Source organism: Methylobacter sp. BBA5.1, assembly GCF_000746145.1.
In the GTDB taxonomy this organism is placed as follows: domain Bacteria; phylum Pseudomonadota; class Gammaproteobacteria; order Methylococcales; family Methylomonadaceae; genus Methylobacter; species Methylobacter marinus.
This window is the reverse complement of the sequence record NZ_JQKS01000022.1, coordinates 12856-37908: the sequence shown is the minus strand read 5'-3', so window position 1 is coordinate 37908 and position 25053 is coordinate 12856. Positions and strand designations below refer to the sequence as shown.

The window sequence follows — 25053 nt, the reverse complement described above, 5'->3', positions numbered from 1 at the left end:
TCGGAGATGATAATGGGTTTTATGCAAGGCAAGCGTGTCTTGATTGTGGGTTTAGCCAGCAACCGTTCAATTGCATGGGGCATTGCCCAGGCCATGCACCGTGAAGGCGCTGAATTGGCTTTTACTTTTCAAAATGAAAAGCTTCAGAGCCGGGTTGAAACCATGGCGGCTGAATGTAATTCCAACATTACCGTTGAATGCGATGTCAGCAGCGACGAGCAGATAGAAAACGTTTTTAACAAGCTGGGCGAACACTGGGATGGCTTGGACTGTATCGTGCATTCAGTCGCTTTCGCGCCGCGCGATGCGCTGGATGGCGACTTCGTCAATGCCACGACCAGAGAAAACTTCAAAATTGCCCATGACATCAGTTCGTACAGTTTTACCGCCCTGGCCAAGGCGGGTCGCGCCATGATGGCGGGTCGTAACGGCTCTCTGTTAACCTTGAGTTATTTAGGCGCGGCACGCGTTATGCCCAACTACAATGTCATGGGCGTAGCCAAAGCCAGCCTGGAAGCCAACGTCCGCTACATGGCCGTTGCCTTGGGCGAGGAAGGCACACGTGTAAACGCGATTTCCGCGGGCCCGATCAGAACACTGGCGGCATCAGGTATCAACGATTTCAAAACCATGCTTAGCAAGGCAGCCGATGCTTCGCCGTTGAAGAAAAACGTAACGATAGAAGAAGTCGGTAACGCCGCGGCATTCCTGTGCTCGGACCTGGCTTCCGGCATTACCGGTGAAATCACTTATGTGGACGCCGGCTACAACATTGCCGGCTATGTAGCGTCTTAAGCATTTATTTTTTCAACGCAAAAAAAGGGAGCTTATGCTCCCTTTTTTATTCCCTGACCAAGCCTAGTTTTGAGCCTGGATCTGGGGCTTTACCGAAATATCAGCTTCTGCCTGCAAGCTGTTCAAGAGCGCACTGAACTCATTCTGGCCAAAGGCTCTGGCAATATTCTTGGTTGCCAATTCGAGCTGCTTCTTGTCATCTTCGGTCATGACGCCTTCCTTGACCTTCGACAGACTGGCTACCACCTGATCATCGGAAGGCAATGCGGTGGTAAAGATGGTTGGTTTGCCGCCAACGGGGTGGGCAGCCTTGAAGATGGCCTGATTCAACTGCCAGGGCAATTCGCGATTGCCTCGCGTGATTCCGGTCATTTTTTTGACTTCAAGCTTATTTTCCGCGGCAACTGCATCAATTGATTCACCGGCTTGTAAACGGGATTTTACCTGCTGAGCTTTTTCAGTGGCCTGTTGCTTGGCTTTATCCCTTAACAAAGCCGCTATAACGTCCTGCTTGACCTCACTCAGATCACGCGTAGCCGCTGCCTTGTGTTCCAGCATACGTAATACCACTAACCGGTCGTTGCCCAGTTCCACGGGCGTGCTGTTATTGCCTTGCTGCACGTCCTCGGAAAACGCGGCACTGCGTATTTTGGGGTCGCTGGCAATGCCTTCGCCATTATCCCTGGTAAACAATGTCGATTTTTTTATGGTTAAGCCTAATGCATCCGCTACCGTTTGCAGATTATCAGGGTTTTCATAACTCATTTCGCTTAATGTCTCGCCGGATTCATAAAAAGCATTTTCCGCTTGGGCCTTTTGGTAAGACTTGGTCAATTCCGCTTTAACCGCTTCAAAAGACTTCACCTCACCGGGCACTAATTCGGTCACTTTAATCAAATGGTAGCCGTACGGTGATTTGACCGGTTCCGACACTTCACCAAGCTGCAACGAGCTTGCGGCCTCTTCAAATTCCTTCTCCATGGTACCGGCAGTAAACAAGCCTAAATCGCCGCCCGTTTTGGCTGTCAATTTATCGTCCGAAACCTCTGCCGCTAAAGTGCTGAAGTCCTTGTCGGCCAGTTCTTTTTTTGCTTGCAACGCTTTTTCCAATGCGGTTTTTTCATCGGTTTTGTCATTGATGGCAAACAGAATATGACTGATCTTTCTGCGTTCCGGAGTCGTATACTGATCCCTTTGCTCTTCATAGAACGCTTTTAGCTTTTCATCCGTCACTTCGATGGTTTTAGCAATGTCGTCGAGTGACAACTCTACGTATTCAACGGAAACTTGCTCAGGCACTTTATATAAGTCTTGATGCTGCTGGTAATAAGCCGCTACCTCTTCTTCCGAAGGCTGCTCGGCCGGTTGTTGAGCCGGGACAATCACATAATCCACATCGCGCTGCTGGTTCTGGATTTTAAAAAAGCTTTCCACGTCATATTGAGTCGCAAAACTGCTATCAATAATGCTGCGCTGGAATTGCTCCATCATCAATGCATTCTTGATTCTGCTGACAAACTCGGCGGATGTCATTCTCTGTGAATTCAATAAAGCCTTATATTGTTTCTCATCGAACTTACCGTCCACCTGGAAATATTCCAGGGATTTGATAAATTCACGCGCCTTATTATCGGTGGTAACAAGGCCTTCCGCGTGTACGTACTGCAATAAAACCTCATCCTTTATCAACTTCTCTAAAGCCTGTGCCTTCAGCATTTGTTCATCAATGTTCATTCCTTGAAGATTCTGGCTATATTGTTCATATGCCCTATTGACATCCTGCTGATAAAACTCCCTATCGCCTACGGAAGCAACCGGAGGTTCTTTTCCTGCACCCAAATAGTTTTGTATACCCCATAAAGCAAAAGGCACGCAAATTATTATCAAAATGCCCCATGCAAAAGCACCTTGCGCTTTTTCTCTAATTTTTGTCAGCATACGCTCTATCCTAAAGAAAACGGCTAAAATTCAAGCAAAAAAAAACCCCGAACCATGCCGGTACGGGGCTTTAATTTGGCGGAGTGGACGGGGCTCGAACCCGCGACCACCGGCGTGACAGGCCGGTATTCTAACCAACTGAACTACCACTCCAAAGTCTGGTGGGTGCTGAGGGGTTCGAACCCCCGACCCTCGCCTTGTAAGGGCGATGCTCTCCCAGCTGAGCTAAGCACCCGACTAAAGAAGCACTAGTTTACAGCATCTTTTAAAGATTTACCAGCTTTAAATGAAGGAATTTTCGCAGATTTAATTGTAATCTCTTCACCTGTTTGCGGATTACGGCCTTTGCGCTCTGCTCTTTCCTTGACAGAGTATGTACCAAAACCAACTAAAGCAACAGAATCACCTTTACTTAAAGCAGCTGTAACTGCACTAATGAAACCATCTAAAGCACGTCCAGCGTCCGCTTTTGTCAATTCAGAAGACTCTGCAATAGCATCGATTAGTTCTGATTTATTCATCATTCCCCCTTAGGAAGTATTTTTTAAAATTGTATTCTGCACAACCAGTGTATGGTTCTTATGCGCGATTCCCGGCAACACAAGAAAGCCCGGTATTTATATCAATAGCTCTTAGGCAGTGTCAAGCATTAAAGCCCCCGGAAGCCATGATTTTTGCGGTTTCACCGGTTTTCAGGCAAACCGCAATGTTTTTAATGAGCGGTTACCAGACCTCGTTTTTTTAGCTTCCCCGAATCAGACTCACTTTTACCCTGTTTTTCGGCTTCTTTCTTATTGCTTGGGGTGGGCATGTACTGTAGCGCCACTTCAAGCACCTCATCTATCCAATGGACAGGCTTGATATCGAGGTTTTCCTTGATATTTTCAGGAATTTCAACCAGGTCTTTTTCATTTTCCGCGGGAATAAGAACCGTCGTTATGCCGCCACGGTGCGCGGCCAGTAACTTTTCTTTCAATCCACCTATAGGCAATACCTCGCCACGCAATGTGATTTCGCCCGTCATCGCTACGCTTGCTCGTACAGGTATTTTAGTCAACGCCGAAATCATCGCGGTGCACATGCCTATGCCGGCGCTAGGACCATCCTTCGGGGTTGCCCCTTCAGGGACATGAATATGAATGTCATTTTTCTGAAACACTTCATGATCGATACCCAGAATTTCGGAACGACTTCTGACCACAGTCATCGCCGCTTCAATCGATTCCTTCATGACATCGCCAAGTTTGCCTGTGGAAGAATGCTTGCCTTTGCCGGGAATGACCGCCGTTTCTATCATCAACAATTCGCCGCCCACTTCCGTCCAGGCCAGACCGGTCACTTGCCCAACCTGATCCTTTTCTTCCGCAAGACCATAATGGAACCGTTTAACGCCCAAATAGTTATTCAGATTCTCAGGATTAACTTCAACTTTGGCTTTGCTCGGCTTCAGTAAAAGATCCTTGACCACTTTACGGCAGATTTTCGAAATTTCCCGCTCAAGACTGCGCACTCCGGCTTCTCGAGAGTAATAACGAATAATGTCTCTGACAGCCTCTTCGGTAATTTCAATTTCCCGCTCTTTCAGGCCGTTGTTTTTAATCTGCTTTGGAATCAAATACCGCGTGGCGATATTAATCTTTTCATCTTCGGTATAGCCGGCAAGACGTATAACCTCCATGCGGTCCAACAAAGCCGGCGGAATATTCATCGTATTGGCCGTCGCGACAAACATGACATCGGACAAATCAAAATCCACTTCCAGATAATGGTCTGAAAACGTATGATTCTGCGCGGGGTCCAGCACTTCCAATAATGCGGAAGCGGGGTCGCCCCGAAAATCGGCCGCCATTTTGTCAATCTCATCAAGTAAAAACATCGGATTCCGGGTATTCACTTTAGCCAGATTTTGCAAAATCTTGCCCGGCATGGAACCGATATAGGTTCGCCGATGCCCCCGAATCTCCGCTTCATCCCGCACCCCGCCCAAGGCCATGCGCACATATTTGCGGTTAGTGGCTCGAGCAATGGATTCACCCAGCGAGGTCTTCCCTACCCCCGGAGGACCAACCAGACACAGTATAGGCCCTTTGAGCTGTTTCACCCGTTGTTGCACCGCCAGATACTCCAGAATGCGCTCCTTAACCTTGTCCAAGCCATAATGTTCCGTTTCCAGCACGTGCTCGGCAAGCTTTAAATCATGTCGCACCTTGGTCTTTTTCTTCCAGGGCACACTGACCATCCAGTCAATATAATTGCGCACCACGGTTGCCTCCGCGGACATCGGAGACATCAATTTCAGCTTATTAAGCTCCGCCGTGGCCTTTACCTTGGCTTCCTTGGACATGCCGGCACTTTCGATTTTCTTTTCCAGCTCTTCAATTTCATTGGCAACATCATCCATTTCGCCCAATTCTTTCTGAATCGCCTTCATCTGTTCATTCAGATAGTATTCCTTTTGATTCTTCTCCATTTGTTGCTTGACGCGCCCGCGAATTCTTTTTTCCATTTCCAGCAGATCGACTTCACCTTCCATCTGAGTCATCAGGCTTTCCAGGCGTTTTGCAATATCCGCGGTTTCCAGAATCGCCTGCTTTTCATTCACCTTCAGCGTCATATGCGCTGCCATGGTATCGGCAAGGCGGCTGGGATCATCAATCCCGGCGAGAGAATTCAAAACTTCCGGCGGTATCTTGTTATTCAATTTGACGTATTGATCGAACGAACTGATCACCGTTCGCTGCAATACTTCTTGCTCTCGTTCAGATATAGTTAAAATATCATCAATTTTTACCACGGACGCGGAAAAGAAACTCTCTGTTTCTTTATAGTACAGGACTTTACTGCGCTGACTGCCCTCCACCAAAACCTTGACAGTGCCATCCGGCAATTTCAGCAATTGCAGAATATTGGCCAAGGTTCCGACCTGATAAAGATCGGTAAAATCCGGCTCATCAATTTCAGCTTCTTTCTGGGCAACCAATAAGATCTGCTTGTTGTCCTTCATAGCAGCATCCAAAGCGTCAATGGATTTTTCCCTGCCGACAAACAAGGGGATCACCATATGCGGATAAACCACGACGTCTCTGAGCGGCAATACCGGAATCAAAACATCTGTTTGTTGTATCTCTGTCATTTTGTGCGTTTCCATAACTGGAACCTTTAGCAATTTTTTGAAAAAAGGATATGGGGACGATAATTAAAATAGCAAGGGATCAACCCTTGATTCACAGTCTTTTGGCTAACTATAGCGCAAAAAAAAGGGAGCTAAAAATAAAGCTCCCTTTTTTTTCTATCCCGTATAAACCTCAAGATTCGGACGAAGCCTTTTTCTTTTCGGTTTCGTAAACCAAAATAGGCTCGGAGTCACCCAAAATTACGCCTTCATCAACGACCACCTTGCAGATATTTTCCGATGATGGCAATTCATACATAGTATCCAGCAGCACATTTTCAACGATAGTCCTCAAGCCGCGAGCGCCGGTTTTTCTTTCCATGGATTTACGAGCGATGGCGATCAAGGAATCCTCTCTGAATTCCAGCTCAGCGCCTTCCATCTCAAACAAATGCTTATATTGCTTAATCAATGCATTTTTAGGTTCAGTCAATATTTGGACCAAGGCCTGTTCATCAAGTTCTTCCAACGTGGCAATCACCGGTAGACGACCGACAAATTCCGGAATCAATCCGTACTTGATCAAATCCTCGGACTCAACTTCAGCAAAGAGCTGACCGACATTTTTAGTTTCATCCTTTGCCTTAACCTCTGCCGAAAAGCCTATGCCGCCCTTTTCCGAACGATCCTTAATGATACGATCCAGTCCGGCAAACGCACCGCCGACTATAAACAGGATATTGGCGGTATTGACTTGCAGAAACTCCTGCTGTGGGTGCTTACGGCCACCTTGGGGCGGAACGGAAGCGATAGTGCCTTCAATTAATTTAAGCAGGGCCTGTTGCACGCCTTCACCGGAAACATCACGCGTTATCGACGGGTTATCGGACTTTCTGGAGATCTTGTCGATTTCATCGATATAAACAATGCCGGTTTCGGCTTTCTCTACATCATAATCGCATTTCTGCAGGATCTTCTGAATGATATTTTCTACGTCCTCCCCGACATAACCTGCTTCTGTCAGCGTGGTGGCATCCGCAATAGTAAAAGGGACGTCCAACAGACGCGCCAAGGTTTCAGCCAGCAGCGTTTTTCCTGAACCGGTAGGCCCGATTAATAAAATATTGCTCTTTGCTAATTCGACACCATCTTTTTTTGACTTGCTGCGCAAGCGCTTATAATGATTATAGACCGCGACGGCCAAAATCTTTTTCGCGCTTTCCTGCCCGATGACATACTCATCAAGCTCTTGCTTTATCTCTTTCGGTTTAGGCAATTCGCCACCAAAGGAAGAAGAGTCGTCTTGCAATTCGTCTCTTATGATATCGTTACAAAGCTCCACGCATTCATCGCACACATAAACCGATGGTCCCGCAATAAGCTTCCTGACTTCATGCTGACTTTTACCGCAAAAAGAACAATAAAGCAGTTTATCGTCGTCTTTGCCGTTTTTGTCATTACTCATAAATTAGACTCCTGCAAACATCCAGTAACTGATGTTCTTTTACTTTCGATGAAGCAAAGAATATATCGAAATACAAAAAAATACCAACCGTTATTTATCAGAATCAATCATTCGACTCGACAATACCTTATCGATGAGTCCATAGCTAACAGCATCATTGGCGCTCAAAAAATTATCCCTATCCGTGTCCACCTGGATCTTTTCTATCGGCTGGCCAGTATGGTTGGCCAGGATTTTGTTCAGTTTTTCCCTGATTGACAAAATCTCTCTGGCATGAATATCAATATCCGATGCCTGCCCTTGAAACCCACCCAGCGGCTGATGAATCATCATTCTTGAATGAGGCAGGCAGTACCGTTTGCCTTTCGCGCCGCCGGTCAGAAGCAATGCCCCCATGCTGGCCGCCTGACCGATACACATGGTGCTGACATCAGGCTTGATAAACTGCATCGTGTCATAGATCGACATACCCGCAGTCACTGATCCGCCTGGAGAATTAATGTATAAATGAATATCCTTGTCCGGATTTTCCGATTCCAGAAAAAGCAACTGGGCTACAACCAGATTGGCCATATAATCTTCCACCTGACCAACCAAAAATATCACCCGCTCCTTTAATAGCCTTGAATAAATATCAAAAGAGCGCTCGCCTCTAGCGGTTTGCTCAATAACTATGGGAACTAATCCACCCGCGGCCTCAGGAGCCATTGCTTGATTCAATTTATACATTCCAAACCTTACCTTTGTTGTTTACTCATCACATCATCAAATTTCATAATCTCATCAGATACGTTTGCTTGGGCGACCAGCCATTCGACAGTCTGATCTTCCAGCACCATTTGCCTGACATCATCCAAACGACTTTCATCTGAATAATACCATTTAATCACATCCTCAGGATGTTCATAACTTTTTGCCATATCCTCAATGGCGGATCGTACTTTATTCGCGTCAATTTTAATATCGTTTTTCTGAATGATTTCGCCCAGGATCAACCCTAAAGCCACACGACGCCTGGCTTGATCTTCAAATGCATCCCTGGGCAGCTGCAGGTCATCCAGCTTCATTTTCTGCCTTTTAGCGGTTTCTATATAAGGCTTCATCATATTTTCGACTTCCTGGTCGACCAGCGTATTCGGCACGGTAATCTGAATTTTTTCGTACAAAGCATCCATGACGGCATTTTTCAGCTTGCCACGCAAAGCCTGCTCGAGCTCCCTTTCCATGTTATTTTTAACATCTTCACGGAAAGCTTCCAAAGTACCTTCTTCAATACCATACGCCTTAATGAAAGCCTCATCGATTTCAGGCAATACAGGCTCTTCGACCGCAATGACCTCAATCTCAAACTCAGCCGCTTTACCCGCCAACTTCTCATTGCCATATTGCTCAGGAAAAGACACTTCAAAGGTCTTGCCAGCGCCCGCCTCAAGGCCGATCAGATTGTCTTCAAAGCCGGGAATCATTTGTTTCGCGCCGATTTCGACCTGATAATTTTCCACTTTACCATCAGTAAAGTTTTCACCATCGGCAACGCCAGAGAAATTGATTGTTATGCGATCATTTTCCTGTGATGCGCGCTCTGCTTTGGTCCAGGTTTTCTTTTGCGCTCTCAATTTTTCGATCATGTCGTCAACATCGGCTTCCTCGACAGTGGCAACAGGGCGTTTCACCTCGATTTGATCCACGCCTTCCAGCGATATCTCAGGATAAACTTCAAACTCGGCGGTATATTTAAAGCCTTCCGTGTCGTTTGACGGATGTATATGCGGATGACCGGCAGGCTTTAAATTCTGATCCTGCAACGCTTCAAAATAAGTGGACTGAATCAGATCCCCGGCAACTTCCCCCCGGACTCTATCGCCAAACATCTTTTTAACAACATTCTGAGGCACCTTGCCTGGACGAAAGCCATCGACTTTAACTTCGCGCGCCAACGACTTTAAACGCGCCGCCATTTTCTCCTGGACAACCTCTTCAGGCACGCTAACAGTCATTTTTCTGCTTAATTCTGATGTCTTTTCGACAGAAACTTGCATTTCTTTACCTCAAATAATTTATAGATGAATTTTATATTAGGATACCGGAAACGGCTCAAAGATCTGAATAAGTTAACGACAGGCATCATTAACTTTATATGTAAATATTTGAATTTAGTGGTGCGAATGGAGAGACTCGAACTCTCACAGGAAACCTACTGGAACCTAAATCCAGCGCGTCTACCAGTTCCGCCACATTCGCACGTTGAATGAACGCGGCATTATAGCCTCAATTCCGCAAATACAACAAGCCATAAATTTAAAATATATTCCACATATCGATCTTAATACACAGTTTCGCCCCCCATTCGGCATAAAATTGCGACATTTAATGACTAACGCATGACGATGCCCGGACAAAATCAACCTAAAAACCGAAAAGCCAAGATTTAAGTATTCCTCAATCCATCAGCGCAATTAGCTTACTTAATAGTGTCGGCATAACGGAATTCAACCCCTGCCAGTAAAATTAAATCCATTCCGGACTAAAAAAACCGCGATACAGGAAGCATACTAGTGCTTAGTCAGTCTTGATCTGACGAGTAAAATTTGCAGAGTATTCATAGAGTGTGAATAGTGCGAATAAATTCGCACCTACAATTTACCCGCCATAATTAAATTGACTGACTACTAGCGGTTGAACCACTTGAAACCGCCCCTTGGAAGCCTTGCCGAATACCTCTCTTAGGAATCAAGCACTGACTGACACATCAAACCCCAGGCATCTTATTTCGTCGGCAAAGGCATTTAACGTTTCTGCGGGCAATTTCTCCAGCATACCCGCCTCCGGCTGCAAGGAAGGCCGGGCTATCGTATATAACATAATGCCTTTCAGGCTTATATGCTCCTTGATTGTCTTCAGCATATCCAGATAGGCCTGCCTTTCTTTTGCCGATAAGCCGTGTTTTTTATAATCCAGCAAGCAGGTCTGTAATTTTGTGGGACATAGCCTTGCCGAAAGCATTAAATTTTCCAGACTGACCCTATAACTCTGCCCAGCATTATTAATCAGCCGCCTTCCTGATTCGGTTGCACTATCGAACTTAAACCAGACCTCCCCGCCATAAGCTTTTAATATCTTCAAGCCATTCTGGACTTTAAGCTGATGCACCAGGCTGCCGTTAGTGATCAATACAAAATTGCTCCAGGGCAAAACCCCTGCCTCAGTCGCAATCTTGCCGATCAGCGCCACCGCCCTGTCAAATTCTTTTAAACTGGTTGGTTCTCCATTGCCGGAAATGGCAATGTCCTTGATTACACGATTGTTGCCCGGTATCTGGAAACGCTCATAAAAATCCCCCTTGAGCACATCCTCAAGAAAAAACCTTAACTCGTCTTCCAGCAACTGAAAATCCATTTCAGGCGCCGCGCCGATCTTCAAGCCAGGAACCTGGCAATAAATACATCGCCAATTACAGGCATTATTGGTATTGAAATTAATTCCGATAGATAACCCTCCCGCACGCCTGGAGAGTACCGGATAGACATACTTTAAACCAGCCACATCTCTGTCGTGGCTGGTTGTTGTTAATACTGGTGCCATCATTCCATTCAAAAACAAAGCTAAATTGTGTTATTCTACGTCGAACTGAAATTTGTATTTTAAGTTTTTGGAGAGATACATGAGCGAAAGAATCGTATTCCGTACCGGTGAAGCCCTTGTTGCAGGCGGTCCTCCCGGCACAGCCGCGGAACCTGAGATCATCATCGGTGAATTAGACGGCCCTGTCGGCACTGCCTTAGCCACACTGACCGGCAACCAGGCTAAAGGCCACTCAAAGGTGTTCGCCATTTTGAATACCGACATTCAGGTTCGCCCCGTTACCTTGATGGTCAGCAAAGTTACAGTCAACAACAACCGTTACACCAATATTCTGATGGGCACGGTGCAGGCGGCGATTGCTAACGGTGTTCTTGACGCGGTTCGCGCCGGCGACATCCCAAAAGAAAAAGCCAATGATCTGGGCATCATCTGTTCAGTCTGGTTAAACCCAAGCGTGTCCACCGATGACAATCTGGACCATCAAATTTTGTTCGACATCCATCGCAAAGCCACGGCACAAGCCATCCATAAGGCAATGACCAATACGCCCGATATAGACTGGTTACTGGAAAATCAGGATAAAATCACCCATAAATATTTTCAGATGGGTCTGGACGGCAAAATCTAAAGCCACACTGTTTTGGCAAAAGCCTCGCGGCAACACCGGGGCTTTTGTCGTATAGTTGGTTTATTAATTCTAAAGTTCCATCGGTCTTTTGCAATCCAGCTTCACGCGATACATTTTCGAATCCGCAAGATCGATCAACGCATCAATATCAGTACCATCATCGGGATAAAAAGCCACGCCCATGCTTGCCGATACATGTAACTGTTTATCCTGATAGTCGACCGGACGACCGATAGCCTGCTGTATCTTCACCAATGTCATCGTGACATCTTCCCTATTTTTGACGTGGTTAAGCAATAAGATAAATTCATCACCGCCGAAGCGGACCGCCACATCCGATTGACGAATAAAATTTCGTAACGTCTGCCCCACATGCACCAACACTTTATCGCCCGCCTTGTGACCTAACGTATCGTTTATATCTTTGAATTGATTCAGATCAATAAAGCAAACGGCAACCTTGTAACAGTCTCTTTGAGCCATTTTTAAAAATTGATCCGCCAGCACAAACAGATGGTGGCGGTTATCGAGACCCGTCAACATATCACGATAGGCGATTTTCCTGATCTCCTCTTCAGCGGCCAGTCGCAAGCGAATTTCTCTCCTTGCGGTTCTATAAGAAATGGACAAGGCTATAATAACGAAAACCACCACCGCTGCTATGGCTAAAAAAATTTCCGAATATAACCATAGTTGCTCCCGGTCAACTTTAAAATCAGGATCATACATAAAACCATTCAAGGCCTGGTCATTTTCGACCATACCGGCTTGCATAAAAGTATTGGCCATATGCTGCCAGCGCCAGGGATTCATATGGCCCATCTCAATCAAATCCGGCACGATCAAGGGCCGTATGACCTGGGCTTCAAATTCCAGATGCGCCCTGGATTTGTTCACCTTATATTTGTTCACTAATAAATCAATCACTTCCTGAGGATGATCCATAGCATAACGCCACCCCTCCAGGCTGGCATCGCGCAATACCTTAACTCTGCCTGGATGTTTTTTTATTTCACTTTCGGTTGTAAAGAGAATATCACTGTAAAAATCCACCCCGTAGTTACGCGGATTAAGGACCGTATAATCGACACCATGCTGCTTCAAATAATAAGGCTCATTGCTCAGATACGAGTTAAAAGCGACAACTTTTCCGTCAACCAGATCCTGAATATTAAAACTGCTCGGAATGACATGGAGATCCGCCATGCTGATGCCTTCATTATGCATCATGGCAAAAAAATCGGCATCAACGACTTTGTCCATCAACATCACCTTCTTGCCGATTAAATCATGCGGGGAAAGAATGCCGGCGTCCTTTCGCGCCAGCAATACGGACGGAGAATGCTGATAAATAGCGGCCAATGCCACCAGCCGCGCACCGCGCAGCCGCTCCAGCAACAGTTCGCTATTGGCTACGCCATATTGGGCACGCCCTTGAAGCACTCGCTGAACCGGCTTTTTATCCGGCGAACCGGCATCCAGTATTACTTCAAGTCCGGCTTTACGATAAAAACCCTTTTCCAGCGCCACGTAATAACCGGCAAACTGGAATTGATGGTGCCAACGCAATTGTATATGAACAGGTTCGGCGAATGCGTCGGAAAAAGCCCCCGCCAGTAAAACACACAAAACAAACCTCGTTCTGACGACAAAGATCATCAAGCTTGCCATTGCTTCAATAATATTGCCAATACAGCCATCAAGAGGATTTTTCAGCATAGCGCCCTGGGTATTTTGAATATAATCTTACCGTCTAAGAGCTAGGGTTCAGACCAACAAAAAGCCCCGAAAATCGGGGCTTTTTGCATTTATTACTGAAACAGGATACCGACGGCTTTATCCTATTTTAATTAATACCTCGCCTCTGCCGATTTCCGACATATCGCCGGCATAACGCTGTACGCGATTAAATGCCACGGAAGCATCGGCAAATTTGGAATTGAGTTTCCTAAATGATGTAAACAGTATAGGCAAAAAAGCCAGCGTGTGCGCGCCGCAGTCATTAAAACTTGCCGGTAACACGGGTTGATTCCATAACAGCAAGGTGCCGCGGCGCATGGCGTAGCCCAGATTCCTGCCGGTTTTGCCCATGACGGCAATCGTCCCGGCCGTCATTCTGGACCCGCAATAATCACCGGCATTGCCTTCGATAAGAATATTGCCGCGGCGCATATGGTCTCCCGCCCGCTCGCCGACATTACCCTTAACCAGGACCGTACCGCCTTTCATGCCCATTTTGTTGCCCGGCAAGGCTGCTCCGAGAAAATCGCCGGCATCGCCAGCGATAGTCACGAAACCTTTTTTCATTTCACAAGCCGCATAGATGCCGGCATTACCCATTACACTAATCTCGCCGGACTTCATGCCCAATCCCAGATAAGCACCGGCATCGCCTTCGACTTTAATGCTGCCGCCGTCGAGTTCCTTGCCGATAAAATCGAGCTTGCCGAAACTGTTTTCGATGACGATCTGCTGAGTGTCGGAACCGGAAACCTTGAACAATTCATCCACCCGGATTTTGCGTTTGCCGCTTTGCAGCTCAATGGCGGCAATTTGCGCAGGCTCCATGTCCTTGAGCAAATGACAGACCAGCGGCGACATATCCACACGCTGATCCGGCCGGTGTATCAGTGAAAATGTTAAAGCACTCACGCCATAATCTCCTGTAAGTGAAAGTGGAACGGTCCGAGCTTGCCGCCGTAGTTACCCGCACTGATGCGCGTGATGCCGTTTTCGGCACCTAAATCGCAGACCGCCTGTATGCCGACGCGCATGGCTTTATCAATATCTTCCTTGGTCAGACCGTCGATTACGATTTCCATAACCGACTCAACCTCGGGCGACAGATCAGTCCGGGTCATGCCTTTCAAGGTCGGGCAGAAGGCGTCATTGGTGGATGCGCCCAACGCCTTGTATTTCGATCCGACTTTGGATCCGGAACGCACGACGCCGCCCGGAAACGGCATGATGACATTGGGAATTTTGCGCATGGCTTCAATCGCGGCCTCACAGGCGGCCAGCGCCTGCGGCTGCGATTTGGCCAGCACCAGAAAGTTGCCGCCGCCTACCGCATCAACCTGCCCGGTTGTGGCTTCAGCCAGAAACTCGCCATCCATGACCGGTATGCGCCAGTAGCGCTTGCCGTCAATCAGTTTCGATACCTGGAAGCCGTCGCCGAAATAACGCAGGTTTTTGCCCAACGGAATCTTTTTATCGCTCTCGATGCCGGCAAACAGCGCCGAGGTAGGCGACGTCAATACGCACTGCCCGGCACGCGTTTCCAGCTGTTTGGCCAGGCCCTTGCCGCCCATGGCGAAGATCATGACCGAAACGCCCGGACGGCCGTCCGGCGTTTCGGAAGGGTCCAGCACCCGCTCGATACCGGCCTCACAGCCACAGGCAATCACCGAGGTGGCGAAGCCGGTCATGGCCTGGGCGGAAATCATGGCCCATTTTTCATTTTGCGCGGTGATGATAGCGCGTGTCGCTTTCATCGGGAACGCTTCGGCAAAGGTCGCATCAATTGCTACACCATTAATAATCATGCCACCTCCCCTTTAAGCGGATGCGCAGTCAAGCTGCCGCGGCCAATGTCCGTGAATTCATCATCGCTGATTTTAAAGTTACCGACTTTCATAGTAAGGAACCGGTCAAAATATTTCTGTAAATCTTTCTCTATCGATGGGTCCCAATCCGGTTTAACGATATGGGTTGTGCCCCACTTGGAATGAACTACCGTGCCGTCCCGGACGACCAATTCGCCGTCCTTGAAGACATAATCCGGCTTGGCGAACATTTTTTCGCGGTCGGCATTATCGGTATAGACGGTAATATCGGCCCAGTTGCCGGCGCTCAGACCGCCGCGATCCTGCAGACCGATCAGTCTGGCCGCGCCGGCGCGCGTCATGATCGCGATTTCCTGCAGGCTGTATTCGCGGTCTATCGACGCCAAGGTGGTCATTTTCTGCGCTTCCGGATGGATCGTCGCCAGCATGTCGTTACGGAAACTCTTATCCATCAGCAAACGGATCAGATGCGGATAGCTGGTAAACGGCGCACCATTAGGATGGTCGGTGGTCAGGAAAATACGCCACGGGTCATCGACCAGCAGGAAGGTTTCCAGACCGATCGCCCACTGCAGGGCATTGACGAAGTTCTGATCCTTGTATTTGAACGGCACAACGCCGCAGCCCGCATCGCATTCGATATCCATGCACACCCATTTGTTCGGGCTGGCATGTTTATGGTTGGCATGCTGACGCATATTGTCGCCCGATGCGGTAACGGTCTGCCCGAACAGAACCTGCCCGACATCGATGGTGATGTTCTTGTTTCTGTTGACCGCCTCGGCAATCTGCGCCGCGCCCGAGGAGAATTTGAAATCCCCTTCCGTGCCATAGCTGTGGAACTGAATGTGCGTCAAGTGCATGGGCAGGCCGCCGATACCCTGGATCGTGTCCAGCGTGGTATTCATGTTGCCGGGCACGCCCAAGTTGCAGCCGTGCACATGCAGCGGATGCGTGATGCCCAGCTGTTTGACCGCCGTGGCCAGCACCTGCAGGATTTCCCGCGGGCTGACGCCGTAGTGGCTGTTTTTCTCGTCCAGGTCCAGTTTGCGCTGATTGAACTTGAAGGCGCTGATGCCGCCTGGATTGACGACCTTGATGCCGATGCCCTTGGCCGCCTGCAGTGTCCAGGCCACATAGTCATTGATCGCTTTCTGGTCCTTCTTGGCGGTCAGCATGCGCAGCAGATAGTCATCACTGCCCAGCATGACGTAGCCGCCTTTATCCAGGATAGGAATGTCTGCCATTTCCATGTGCGCCTGACGCGCATTGACCGCCAGCACGGCAGGTTCGAAGCCGGCGGTATAGCCCATCTCGGCATAACGGTAGCCGGTTACAAAGGTGCTGGGCATGGCATGGCCCGTGCCGGAACGCGTCGCATCGGTGCGATGCACGGGATCCATGCGATGGTCTTCAGGCAGCAGGGTTCTGGCGATATTGCCCTTGCCGCCGCCGATATGTGTATGCATATCGATCGCGCCGGACATGACCACCTTGCCGCTCAGGTCATATTCCTTATCAATCTGGACATCCGGGCCCGGCTGATTGACGATACGCCCGTCCTTGATGTAGATGTCCTGTTTCTTGCCATCGATGCCGCTGGCAGGATCATAGACAGTTCCACCTGTTAATTTTATCAACATATTCTTACCTACAAAGCTTGTTCAATGGCGTTCAGCACGTCAGACGTACTGGGCAGCCCGGAATCGCGACATTTTTTCAATCGAATCGCGACCACGTTATCCATACGATACGCATGGCCGGCATGATCGATACCGGGAGTGCCGACCGGAATAAACACATCCGGCTCTTTGGCGAAGGTCATGCCGGAACGGCCGATGACTATGGTCGGCAAGTCCGTTGCCGGCGGCACGGCATTAACATTAAACGCCTGCACCCACACCAGCGCATCGGCTTCGCCATTGGCCGTCATCACTTCGATATCGTTCAAATAAGGATCATATTCAGGAAAGCCTTTGGAAAAACGCGTACGCGCCGGATAACCCGTGGTCCAGCCGCACACCTGATTGGCGGTTTGATCGCCCTCCTTGCCTCCCAGCGGCAAGCCGGAACAGCGGGTGTTCAGGTCATTGATGTCCTTGATCATTTCCGACAATGTCTGCACGGTCAGCTCAGCCTGATCGTAAGACAGCGCACTGGCCGCCCAGGTCACGACACTGTAGCCTGCCGCTTTCAGCTTGTCGGCGATGCCCTGTAAATCAGCGACAGCGATGCCGCCTACCGATTCAGCCCGGATAGGCTGACCTTTAACCAGGGCTCTCAATACCGCCACGACTTCCGGCAAGTCTTCCATCCCGCATTCGAAGACCTGGGCTTTCTGCCCTTTGGGCGAGGTGGAGGCATTACCGGAAGGGGCTTTGCCTAAATAAATAACCTCGCGGTTGCCGGTATCCTCCAGAAACATGGATTCCTGATTCCAGAGGTAGCGCTCGAAAAAGCGTGGAGCGAAGCTTTCAGGATCGGCGCCGACAACCAAAAACAAATCGCAACGGTTTTTCACTTCCGCCAGCGTGGTCGTCATCCAGCCTGAATCCTGAAGGGCCAGCAAATTGCGCCGGGTTGCATTGAAATTCATGTTATCGACCACGGCGCCGCACCGGTCTGCCAATGCCAGCAAGGCCCGCATGCCGTTGACATCGGTCGCGCAGCCGCCGATAACCGGTTGATTCGTGCCTTTTAACAATGCCGCGGCCTTAGCCACGGCGGCATCGAGACTGACATCCTTGCCGTCAACCCGGGGACTGGTATCGGTAATAGCCTGTTCAAAAGCAGGCGTATTGACCGAGCAGCCATTTTCAACCACTTTCAACGATACGCCGTCAACCCTGATTGTCAGGTCATCCGTTCCAATACCGCAAAAAGGACTTGGTACTTCAGTTACTTCAATCACGCGCTATCCTCTTTATTCATACATGTAAATCGTTATTACCCGGCATTGCTTGCAGCCATGTTCTTCACTATGGCTTTTATGCTCGACCGCGCATGCCGCCGGGAAAATGGCAATTATTCTACCTTATTACTGGGTTAATATACATGGCATTCCTTGTATATATATTGCCAGCCGGTTTAAATTCCACATACGCCGGCTTTCACGCATTATACCGTGGGAGAGCCTCCGACATCACACCGCCATGGTTCCCGATTAAAGCCGCTGTAACGTTAATCGCTGGCTTTCAACCGCCATTCCCCACTATAATTCATTCCGATTGATTTGTTTTGGCGCGAAAAACGCTCAATTTCAGCCATACTGTTAAAAGCCACGCAAAACGCATGTTGAGACCCTGTTACAAAATAGCCCTGACATTTCTTTTCGGCCTGTTGCTTGCTAGTGGTTGCCATTCAAGCGCAAAGGATGTTAACGCTGACGATCCCGCCAAACGGGCCTTGAACGCGACAGTCTCAGTGAGCTTCGGACCCGACGGCCGTTTGTGGCGATTGATACCGACCGATAACGCCGTATTCGTCGATTCCTCGACCGACAACGGTAAAACTTACGGCAATCCCGTCAAAATCAATTCCAACATCCAAAAAATCAGCACCTGGCCGGAAAACCCTCCCGCCATCACCGTTAGCGCATCCGGCCGAATTCATGTCCTCTACTATGCGGATGAGCAGCAACAATCGACATCGTTTTTCAGCTACTCCGACGATAACGGCCAAACCTTCAGCAAACCGGTCCTCATCAGCGATCATGCCGATTCCGCCATGCATTACATGGACCAAATGCTGGTAGATAACAACAATAACATTTATACGTTCTGGCATGATGCACGCGATGACCGGCATAGCCACCACTCAGCCGCAGGCGCCCTATCGCTTTACTATGCGGTGACTGACGAACCGGCTACCGCCGAATTCAGCAACCGGTTTATCAGCGGCGGCGTATGCTCCTGTTGCCGGACGGCCATTACATTTTCGCCCGGCGGAAAACCGGTTATCCTTGTACGCATGGTGTTTCCGGACGGTACTCGCGACCATGCCTTAATAACCATGACACAGAACGGACAGTGGTCAAAACCGCAACGCACCACGCATGACGACTGGAAAATCGACGCCTGCCCCGAGCACGGCCCGGCCCTGTCCATCGACACCCAGAGCCGGGCTCATTTAGCCTGGTTCACCTTGGGCGATAAGCGCCAGGGCATTTATTACGCGCATACCGACGATCTTGGCAAAACCCTGTCGGAACCCATGTCCCTGGGCAATACCGGACATCTGCCCGGCCACCCGGATGTAGTCGCGCTGGGCTCGCGCGTCGTGCTTACCTGGGTAGAATTTGACGGCAATGCCACGGATATTGTCATTAAAGAATCAACCGACCGCGGACTCACGTGGAGCAAGGACAGAAAGATCCTTAGTTCCAGCGCCAAGTCGGGCCACCCCAAATTGGTCAGTAATGGGAAAAAAATATTCCTGTCATGGACATCAAATGATGTCGGCCACCACTTTATAGAGATTTGATCATGCTCCTAAAAAAACTTTTGCCCTCCTTACCGCTTATCCTGGCAATCGCATTCACCCCGTCCGCGCGCGCCGAACAGCCGCAACTGCAGCCCTTTGCGTCCGGCAGCTATCAACAGATACTGGCCAACAATGCCGATCATCCTTTCATGCTGGTCATCTGGTCGATTACCTGCTCTTCCTGCCTGAAAGACATGGAATTGTTAAACAGCCTGCATAAAGAGAACCCGGACCTGAAGATGATCATGCTAGCGGCTGATACGGAGGACGACACCGATCAAATTCAGCAGATACTGGGGAAAAATCAATTGACCGAAATTGACAACTGGGTATTCGCGGACGAGAACGCCCAAAAGCTGCGTTTTGAAATTGATCCCAAATGGTACGGCGAATTGCCCAGAACCTATTTCTTCGACGCCTCCCATCAACGCACGGGCATCAGCGGCGTCATGTCCAGGGCGGATTATGAAACCATGTTTGCAAAAATCCTGAAATAGACTCCAGCCCCATCCTGACTGACATTTTTAAACCTCGGATAAAAATTAAGTTAGAATGGTCGACTTTTCAAACTACCGATCATTAGTTTATGAAGAAAAAATTATCTGTTCTGGTCATTGCTTCCTTGTTAGCGGCCTGCGCTGTCAGCCCCACCGGCAGAAAACAGCTTGTTTTCATGCCCGATGCGCAAATCAACCAAATGGGTCTGCAAGCGTTTGATTCGATAAAACAGGAAAAACCCGTCAGCAACAATGCCCGCCATGTACAGATCGCCAATTGCATCACTCAAGCCCTTACGCGTGAAACAGGCGGCGCTTGGGAAGTCGTGGTTTTTGATGATCCGTCTCCCAACGCTTTTGCCCTGCCGGGCAATAAAATCGGCGTGCATACCGGCATGATCCAATTGGTCGATAACCAGGATCAACTGGCCGCCGTGATCGGTCATGAAATCGGCCATGTACTGGCCAAGCACAGCAACGAACGCGTATCGCAGGAGATGGCGGTCAGCCAGGGCATGGCGCTCATCCAGGCCGTCACCGCGCCGCAAACCGCTTTAGGCCAGACCGCGATCGGCCTGTTAGGCGTTGGCGCGCAATACGGTGTATTGATGCCCTATAGTCGCACGCATGAAAGCGAGGCCGATATTATCGGTGTCGACCTGATGGCCAAAGCCGGCTTTGACCCGCGACAGAGCATCAGCCTCTGGCAGAAAATGGATCAGGCCTCGCAAGGCCAATCCATTGAATTTCTGTCGACCCACCCCTCGCACAGCACCCGTATTCAGGACTTGAACCAGCACATGCCTAACGCGATGGGCCTGTTCCAGCAAGCCCGGTCGATGGGCAAACAACCCCGTTGCAACTAATCGATGACTCCGCATTTAAAACACTTGCATCCCTATCCGTTTGAGAAGCTTGCGCAACTCAAACGAGGCATAACTCCGCCCGCTAACAAGGAGCATATCGCCCTGTCTATCGGCGAACCCGCGCATGCCACGCCGCATCTGATTCAGGAAGCCCTGCTGACGCATCTGCATGGTCTGTCAAAATACCCGACCACTAAAGGCCTGCCTGAATTACGGGCGGCCATCGCTGACTGGCTGGGCCGGCGTTTTAACATTCCCTCCGAATGGCTTGACCCTGAAACACAGGTTCTGCCCGTCAGTGGCACGCGCGAGGCGTTATTCTCATTTGCCCAATGTCTGATTGATGCGAGCATTTCCGACACAACAGCTTGTCCGGTCGTGATCATGCCGAATCCGTTCTATCAGATTTATGAAGGCGCGGCCCTGCTGGCCGGTGCCGAACCGTATTACCTGAATACCCTGGAAGATTCCGGCTATTTACCCGACTTTGATGCGGTCCCGGAGGCGATATGGCAACGCTGCCAGCTGATCTATATCTGCTCGCCCGGCAACCCGACCGGCTCGGTCATGGATCGGGCCAGCCATGAAAAACTGCTCCGGCTGGCGGAAAAATACGATTTCGTCATTGCTTCCGACGAGTGCTACAGCGAACTCTACGACGACGAGGCCAACCCGCCGCCAGGGCTGCTGGAAAGCGCTTATGCGATGGGCAATGCCGCTTTCAAGCGCTGCGTGGTTTTCCACAGCCTGTCCAAGCGCTCCAATGCGCCCGGCTTGAGATCGGGCTTTGTCGCGGGCGATGCCGGCATCCTGCAGCAGTATTTTCAGTACCGCACCTATCACGGCAGCGCCATGCCGTTGCCGTCGCAGCAAGCCAGCATTAAAGCCTGGCAGGATGAAAGCCACGTGCAGGAAAACCGGCGCCTGTATCGCGAAAAATTCGCTGCCGTTATCGACATCCTTGCCGACGTTTGCGAAGTCAGCCAGCCGCCGGCCGGTTTTTATATCTGGCTGAAAGTGCCGATTGCCGATACCGAGTTCACGCAACGGCTTTTTGCCCAGGAAAATGTTACCGTACTGCCTGGCAGTTTCCTGTCGCGTGAATTTAATGGCATCAATCCGGGGCAAAACCATGTTCGCATCGCTCTGGTCGCGCCGTTGAACGAATGCGTGGAAGCGGCCCAGCGTATTAAAAGTTTCATTAACACCATAGAAAGTAAAGTAAAAACATGTTGCAACTAGAAAAGATCATTAACGACGCCTTTGAACAACGCGCGGAAATCACACCGACCAATGTCTCTGCCGAGATTCGCGATGCGGTTGAACAAACCATCAACATGCTCGATGCCGGCACCGCCAGAGTCGCGGAAAAAGTTAATGGCGACTGGGTGGTCAACCAATGGTTGAAAAAAGCGGTATTGCTGTCCTTCCGCATCAACGAAAACCGCGTTATGGAAGGCGGCAACACGCGTTACTATGATAAAGTGGAAACCAAATTCGCCGCTTACACGCCCGATGATTTCGCCAAGGCAGGCGTGCGCGTCGTACCGAATGCCGTCGCCCGCCATGGTTCCTATATCGCCCCCGGCGCCGTGTTGATGCCGTCTTACGTCAACATCGGCGCGTATGTCGACAGCGGCACCATGGTTGATACCTGGGTGACAGTCGGTTCCTGCGCGCAAATCGGTAAAAACGTGCATCTGTCCGGCGGTGTCGGCATCGGCGGCGTTCTGGAACCGTTACAGGCCAACCCGACCATTATCGGCGACAACTGCTTTATCGGCGCGCGCTCGGAAATTGTCGAAGGCGTTATCGTCGAAGACGGCTGCGTGATCTCGATGGGCGTTTATATCGGCCAAAGCACGAAAATTTTCAACCGCATGACCGGTGAAATCACGTATGGCCGCATTCCAGCCGGTTCTGTTGTCGTTTCCGGCAACCTGCCCTCCGCGGACGGCAGCTACAGCCTGTACTGCGCGGTCATTATCAAGCAGGTTGACGAAAAAACCCGCAGCAAGACCGGCATCAACGAGTTGTTACGCGATTAAGCAATAATAACAACCAACCAAACAATAATAATAGACCTGGGGGCGATACTGTATCGCCCCTGTTTTTTTACCGACTCTACATTTCACTCCCTAAAGCAGGACATCGCCATGAGCCAGAATCTATCCAGCAACGCCATCATTTATGCCACGCTTGCGCTTAACAGTGAAATAGCACTGCAGAAAGAGTATTTGGATTCTTCCGATGTGCCCGCCGATGAGCGCGCCAACGAGGAAGACATTCTGTCGGATCTTGAGCAGGCGTTCATGGAATTCGTTGACCTGTACAAATCCCGCTGCAAGGCCGACAAAGAACTGCCCACCATCGATGAATTACTGAATAGCCAATTGTAAGCCCCTCATGTACACACTCTACGGCATCAAAAACTGCGATACCGTCAAAAAAGCCCGCAAATGGCTGGATGAAAACGGCATCGCCTACCGGTTCCATGATTTCAGGTCCGACGGACTCACACCCGAGCAGCTCGCGCATTTTGCCGCCCATGCCGACTGGAACAAACTGCTGAACCGCGGCAGCACCAGCTGGCGCCAGCTCAGCGCCGAGCAACAAGCCGATCTGACGCAGGACAAAGCCCTGCAATTGATGCTTGAGACACCGACGCTGATCAAGCGCCCGGTCCTCGATACCGGTGATCAAATTATTATCGGCTATACCGCCAGGGATGGCGGGTATGCCGCAAACCTGTCGGGGACAAAAGCGGCGAAAGAAACCAGTAGTCAGTCAACTTGATTATGACGGTAAATTGTAGGTGCGAATTCATTCGCACTTCGCTAAGCGATTTAACCACGAAGGATACGGAGCGCACGAAGTTCTAATGTACTGATCGATGCAATGATTTTCTTCGTAATCTTCGTGGCTAATAATGCTTATGCAGCCATCCCCGACGCTAAATCCTAACAATCCACAATCAACATGAGCGACACACTAGAACTGCTTAAAGACCTTATCAAACGCGACTCGGTAACGCCCAGGGACGCCGGCTGCCAGGATTTCCTGGCCGCCCGCTTGCAAAAACTCGATTTCACGGAGGAGCGCCTGGACTTTGAAGACACGCAAAACATCTGGCTCAAGCGCGGCGAGACCAAACCGTTGTTCGTGTTCCTCGGTCACACCGATGTCGTGCCGCCCGGACCATTGGCAGCCTGGCTTTCGCCCCCGTTTGAACCGACCATCCGCGACGGCAGGCTTTACGGCCGCGGCGCCGCCGACATGAAAGGCGGCATCGCCTGCTTCGTTACGGCCGTGGAACGCTTTATCGCCCGGCATCCCGATCATCGGGGCGCCATTGCCATCCTGCTGACCAGCGACGAGGAAGGCATCGCCACGAACGGCGTCGTCAAAGTGGTCGAGGTGCTGGAAAAACGCCGCGAGAAAATCGACTGGTGCCTGGTCGGCGAACCGTCCAGCGACAAACAAATCGGCGATGTCATCCGGGTCGGCCGACGCGGCTCTTTATGCGCCAGACTGACCGTGATCGGCGTACAAGGCCATGTCGCCTACCCTGAACTGGCTGAAAACCCCATTCATACCTTTGCGCCGGCGTTAAAAGAGCTGACCGAGGAAGTCTGGGATCGCGGCAACAAATTCTTCCCGCCGACCAGCCTGCAAGTCTCCAACATCAATGCCGGCACCGGCGCTGAGAATATCATTCCCGGCAGCGTGGAAATCCAGTTCAACCTGCGCTTCTGCACGGAACTGGACGAGGAAACCATCAAGCAACGCACCCGCGCCATACTGGACAGACACGGTTTTAAATACGACCTGCAATGGCGCTTGTCGGGCAACCCGTTCCTGACCGAAAAAGGCGCCTTGATCGATGCCGCCCATGCCGCCATCAAAACCGTTACCGGTCTTGAAACGCTTGACGACACGGGCGGCGGCACGTCGGACGGCCGTTTTATCGCGCCGACCGGCGCGCAGGTGATCGAACTCGGACCGCTCAATGAGAGCATTCATAAAATCAATGAAAATGTCGGCCTGGCAGACCTGGAAGTCCTGACCCGGATCTATGAAAACATGCTCGTTAACCTGCTGACATAAAAAAGCGCATACCCC

23 protein-coding genes and 3 tRNA genes are annotated in these 25053 nt (G+C 50.0%); 10 read left to right on the top strand and 16 right to left on the bottom strand.

The window, feature by feature from the left end; all coding sequences use genetic code 11:
• Positions 1 to 12: 12 nt before the first annotated feature.
• Complete coding sequence (locus tag EK22_RS14225) at positions 13 to 795, top strand: enoyl-ACP reductase FabI (protein WP_020160251.1); 783 nt, start codon at positions 13 to 15, stop codon at positions 793 to 795.
• A 63-nt stretch (positions 796 to 858) separates the two neighbouring features.
• Here EK22_RS14225 and EK22_RS14220 read toward each other — a convergent pair whose 3' ends face one another.
• From EK22_RS14220 to EK22_RS14175, 10 genes are all read right to left on the bottom strand, one after another.
• Complete coding sequence (locus tag EK22_RS14220; RefSeq protein WP_036252061.1) at positions 859 to 2733, bottom strand: SurA N-terminal domain-containing protein; 1875 nt, start codon at positions 2731 to 2733, stop codon at positions 859 to 861.
• A gap of 76 nt (positions 2734 to 2809) precedes the next feature.
• Positions 2810 to 2886, bottom strand: a tRNA-Asp gene (locus EK22_RS14215).
• A gap of 6 nt (positions 2887 to 2892) precedes the next feature.
• Positions 2893 to 2968 (bottom strand) — tRNA-Val (locus tag EK22_RS14210).
• A 13-nt stretch (positions 2969 to 2981) separates the two neighbouring features.
• On the bottom strand, positions 2982 to 3254 hold the full coding sequence (locus tag EK22_RS14205) for an HU family DNA-binding protein (RefSeq protein WP_020160249.1): 273 nt from the start codon (positions 3252 to 3254) through the stop codon (positions 2982 to 2984).
• 191 nt (positions 3255 to 3445) lie between these two features.
• Positions 3446 to 5866: an endopeptidase La gene (lon, locus tag EK22_RS14200; RefSeq protein WP_304413695.1), complete on the bottom strand. Its 2421-nt coding sequence runs from the start codon at positions 5864 to 5866 to the stop codon at positions 3446 to 3448.
• Positions 5867 to 6038: 172 nt separating this feature from the next.
• Positions 6039 to 7310 (bottom strand): ATP-dependent Clp protease ATP-binding subunit ClpX, encoded by a 1272-nt coding sequence (gene clpX / locus EK22_RS14195; protein WP_020160247.1) that lies wholly within the window; start codon positions 7308 to 7310, stop codon positions 6039 to 6041.
• A gap of 90 nt (positions 7311 to 7400) precedes the next feature.
• Entirely contained in the window at positions 7401 to 8039 is a 639-nt protein-coding gene (clpP, locus tag EK22_RS14190) for an ATP-dependent Clp endopeptidase proteolytic subunit ClpP (protein WP_020160246.1), read from the bottom strand.
• Positions 8040 to 8047: 8 nt separating this feature from the next.
• Positions 8048 to 9349 (bottom strand): trigger factor, encoded by a 1302-nt coding sequence (gene tig / locus EK22_RS14185; RefSeq protein WP_020160245.1) that lies wholly within the window; start codon positions 9347 to 9349, stop codon positions 8048 to 8050.
• 118 nt (positions 9350 to 9467) lie between these two features.
• A tRNA-Leu gene (locus EK22_RS14180) sits at positions 9468 to 9551 on the bottom strand.
• 489 nt (positions 9552 to 10040) lie between these two features.
• Positions 10041 to 10892 carry a radical SAM protein gene (locus EK22_RS14175; protein WP_036252153.1) on the bottom strand — a complete coding sequence of 284 codons (852 nt, stop codon included), beginning with the start codon at positions 10890 to 10892 and terminating at the stop codon, positions 10041 to 10043.
• 79 nt (positions 10893 to 10971) lie between these two features.
• Here EK22_RS14175 and fae point away from each other — a divergent pair, with 79 nt between their 5' ends.
• Positions 10972 to 11520 (top strand): formaldehyde-activating enzyme, encoded by a 549-nt coding sequence (fae, locus tag EK22_RS14170; RefSeq protein WP_020160242.1) that lies wholly within the window; start codon positions 10972 to 10974, stop codon positions 11518 to 11520.
• A gap of 69 nt (positions 11521 to 11589) precedes the next feature.
• Here fae and EK22_RS14165 read toward each other — a convergent pair whose 3' ends face one another.
• From EK22_RS14165 to EK22_RS24295, 6 genes are all read right to left on the bottom strand, one after another.
• Positions 11590 to 13239 carry a GGDEF domain-containing protein gene (locus EK22_RS14165; RefSeq protein ID WP_051961911.1) on the bottom strand — a complete coding sequence of 550 codons (1650 nt, stop codon included), beginning with the start codon at positions 13237 to 13239 and terminating at the stop codon, positions 11590 to 11592.
• A gap of 117 nt (positions 13240 to 13356) precedes the next feature.
• Positions 13357 to 14172: a formylmethanofuran dehydrogenase subunit C gene (locus tag EK22_RS14160; RefSeq protein ID WP_020160240.1), complete on the bottom strand. Its 816-nt coding sequence runs from the start codon at positions 14170 to 14172 to the stop codon at positions 13357 to 13359.
• Positions 14169 to 15065, bottom strand: coding sequence for a formylmethanofuran--tetrahydromethanopterin N-formyltransferase (fhcD, locus tag EK22_RS14155; protein WP_020160239.1), 897 nt, complete (start codon positions 15063 to 15065; stop codon positions 14169 to 14171). The genes EK22_RS14160 and fhcD overlap by 4 nt, the downstream gene beginning before the upstream one ends.
• Positions 15062 to 16729 (bottom strand): formylmethanofuran dehydrogenase subunit A, encoded by a 1668-nt coding sequence (locus EK22_RS14150; RefSeq protein ID WP_020160238.1) that lies wholly within the window; start codon positions 16727 to 16729, stop codon positions 15062 to 15064. The genes fhcD and EK22_RS14150 overlap by 4 nt, the downstream gene beginning before the upstream one ends.
• Before the next feature lie 8 nt (positions 16730 to 16737).
• Positions 16738 to 17997, bottom strand: a complete 1260-nt coding sequence (locus tag EK22_RS14145; RefSeq protein ID WP_036252055.1) for a formylmethanofuran dehydrogenase subunit B — start codon at positions 17995 to 17997, stop codon at positions 16738 to 16740.
• Between the two features lie 269 nt (positions 17998 to 18266).
• Positions 18267 to 18446, bottom strand: coding sequence for a hypothetical protein (locus EK22_RS24295; RefSeq protein ID WP_152565115.1), 180 nt, complete (start codon positions 18444 to 18446; stop codon positions 18267 to 18269).
• Positions 18447 to 18509: 63 nt separating this feature from the next.
• On the opposite strand from EK22_RS24295, the gene EK22_RS14140 reads away from it, so the two are divergent.
• The 8 genes from EK22_RS14140 to dapE all read left to right on the top strand — a co-directional run bounded on the left by EK22_RS14140 (position 18510) and on the right by dapE (position 25038).
• Positions 18510 to 19568: a sialidase family protein gene (locus EK22_RS14140; protein WP_152565114.1), complete on the top strand. Its 1059-nt coding sequence runs from the start codon at positions 18510 to 18512 to the stop codon at positions 19566 to 19568.
• A 2-nt stretch (positions 19569 to 19570) separates the two neighbouring features.
• Positions 19571 to 20065 carry a TlpA family protein disulfide reductase gene (locus tag EK22_RS14135; RefSeq protein ID WP_036252053.1) on the top strand — a complete coding sequence of 165 codons (495 nt, stop codon included), beginning with the start codon at positions 19571 to 19573 and terminating at the stop codon, positions 20063 to 20065.
• A gap of 89 nt (positions 20066 to 20154) precedes the next feature.
• Positions 20155 to 20931, top strand: coding sequence for a M48 family metallopeptidase (locus tag EK22_RS14130; protein WP_020160234.1), 777 nt, complete (start codon positions 20155 to 20157; stop codon positions 20929 to 20931).
• Positions 20932 to 20934: 3 nt separating this feature from the next.
• Positions 20935 to 22173: a succinyldiaminopimelate transaminase gene (gene dapC, locus EK22_RS14125; protein WP_020160233.1), complete on the top strand. Its 1239-nt coding sequence runs from the start codon at positions 20935 to 20937 to the stop codon at positions 22171 to 22173.
• Entirely contained in the window at positions 22164 to 22979 is an 816-nt protein-coding gene (gene dapD, locus EK22_RS14120) for a 2,3,4,5-tetrahydropyridine-2,6-dicarboxylate N-succinyltransferase (RefSeq protein WP_198014698.1), read from the top strand. Before dapC ends, dapD begins: the two co-directional genes overlap by 10 nt.
• A 108-nt stretch (positions 22980 to 23087) precedes the next feature.
• Positions 23088 to 23330, top strand: coding sequence for a hypothetical protein (locus EK22_RS14115; protein ID WP_020160231.1), 243 nt, complete (start codon positions 23088 to 23090; stop codon positions 23328 to 23330).
• Positions 23331 to 23337: 7 nt separating this feature from the next.
• The gene (locus EK22_RS14110) at positions 23338 to 23727 is read left to right on the top strand and encodes an ArsC family reductase (RefSeq protein ID WP_020160230.1); all 390 of its coding nucleotides are present in this window, start codon (positions 23338 to 23340) and stop codon (positions 23725 to 23727) included.
• Between the two features lie 183 nt (positions 23728 to 23910).
• On the top strand, positions 23911 to 25038 hold the full coding sequence (gene dapE / locus EK22_RS14105) for a succinyl-diaminopimelate desuccinylase (RefSeq protein WP_020160229.1): 1128 nt from the start codon (positions 23911 to 23913) through the stop codon (positions 25036 to 25038).
• Positions 25039 to 25053: the final 15 nt, after the last annotated feature.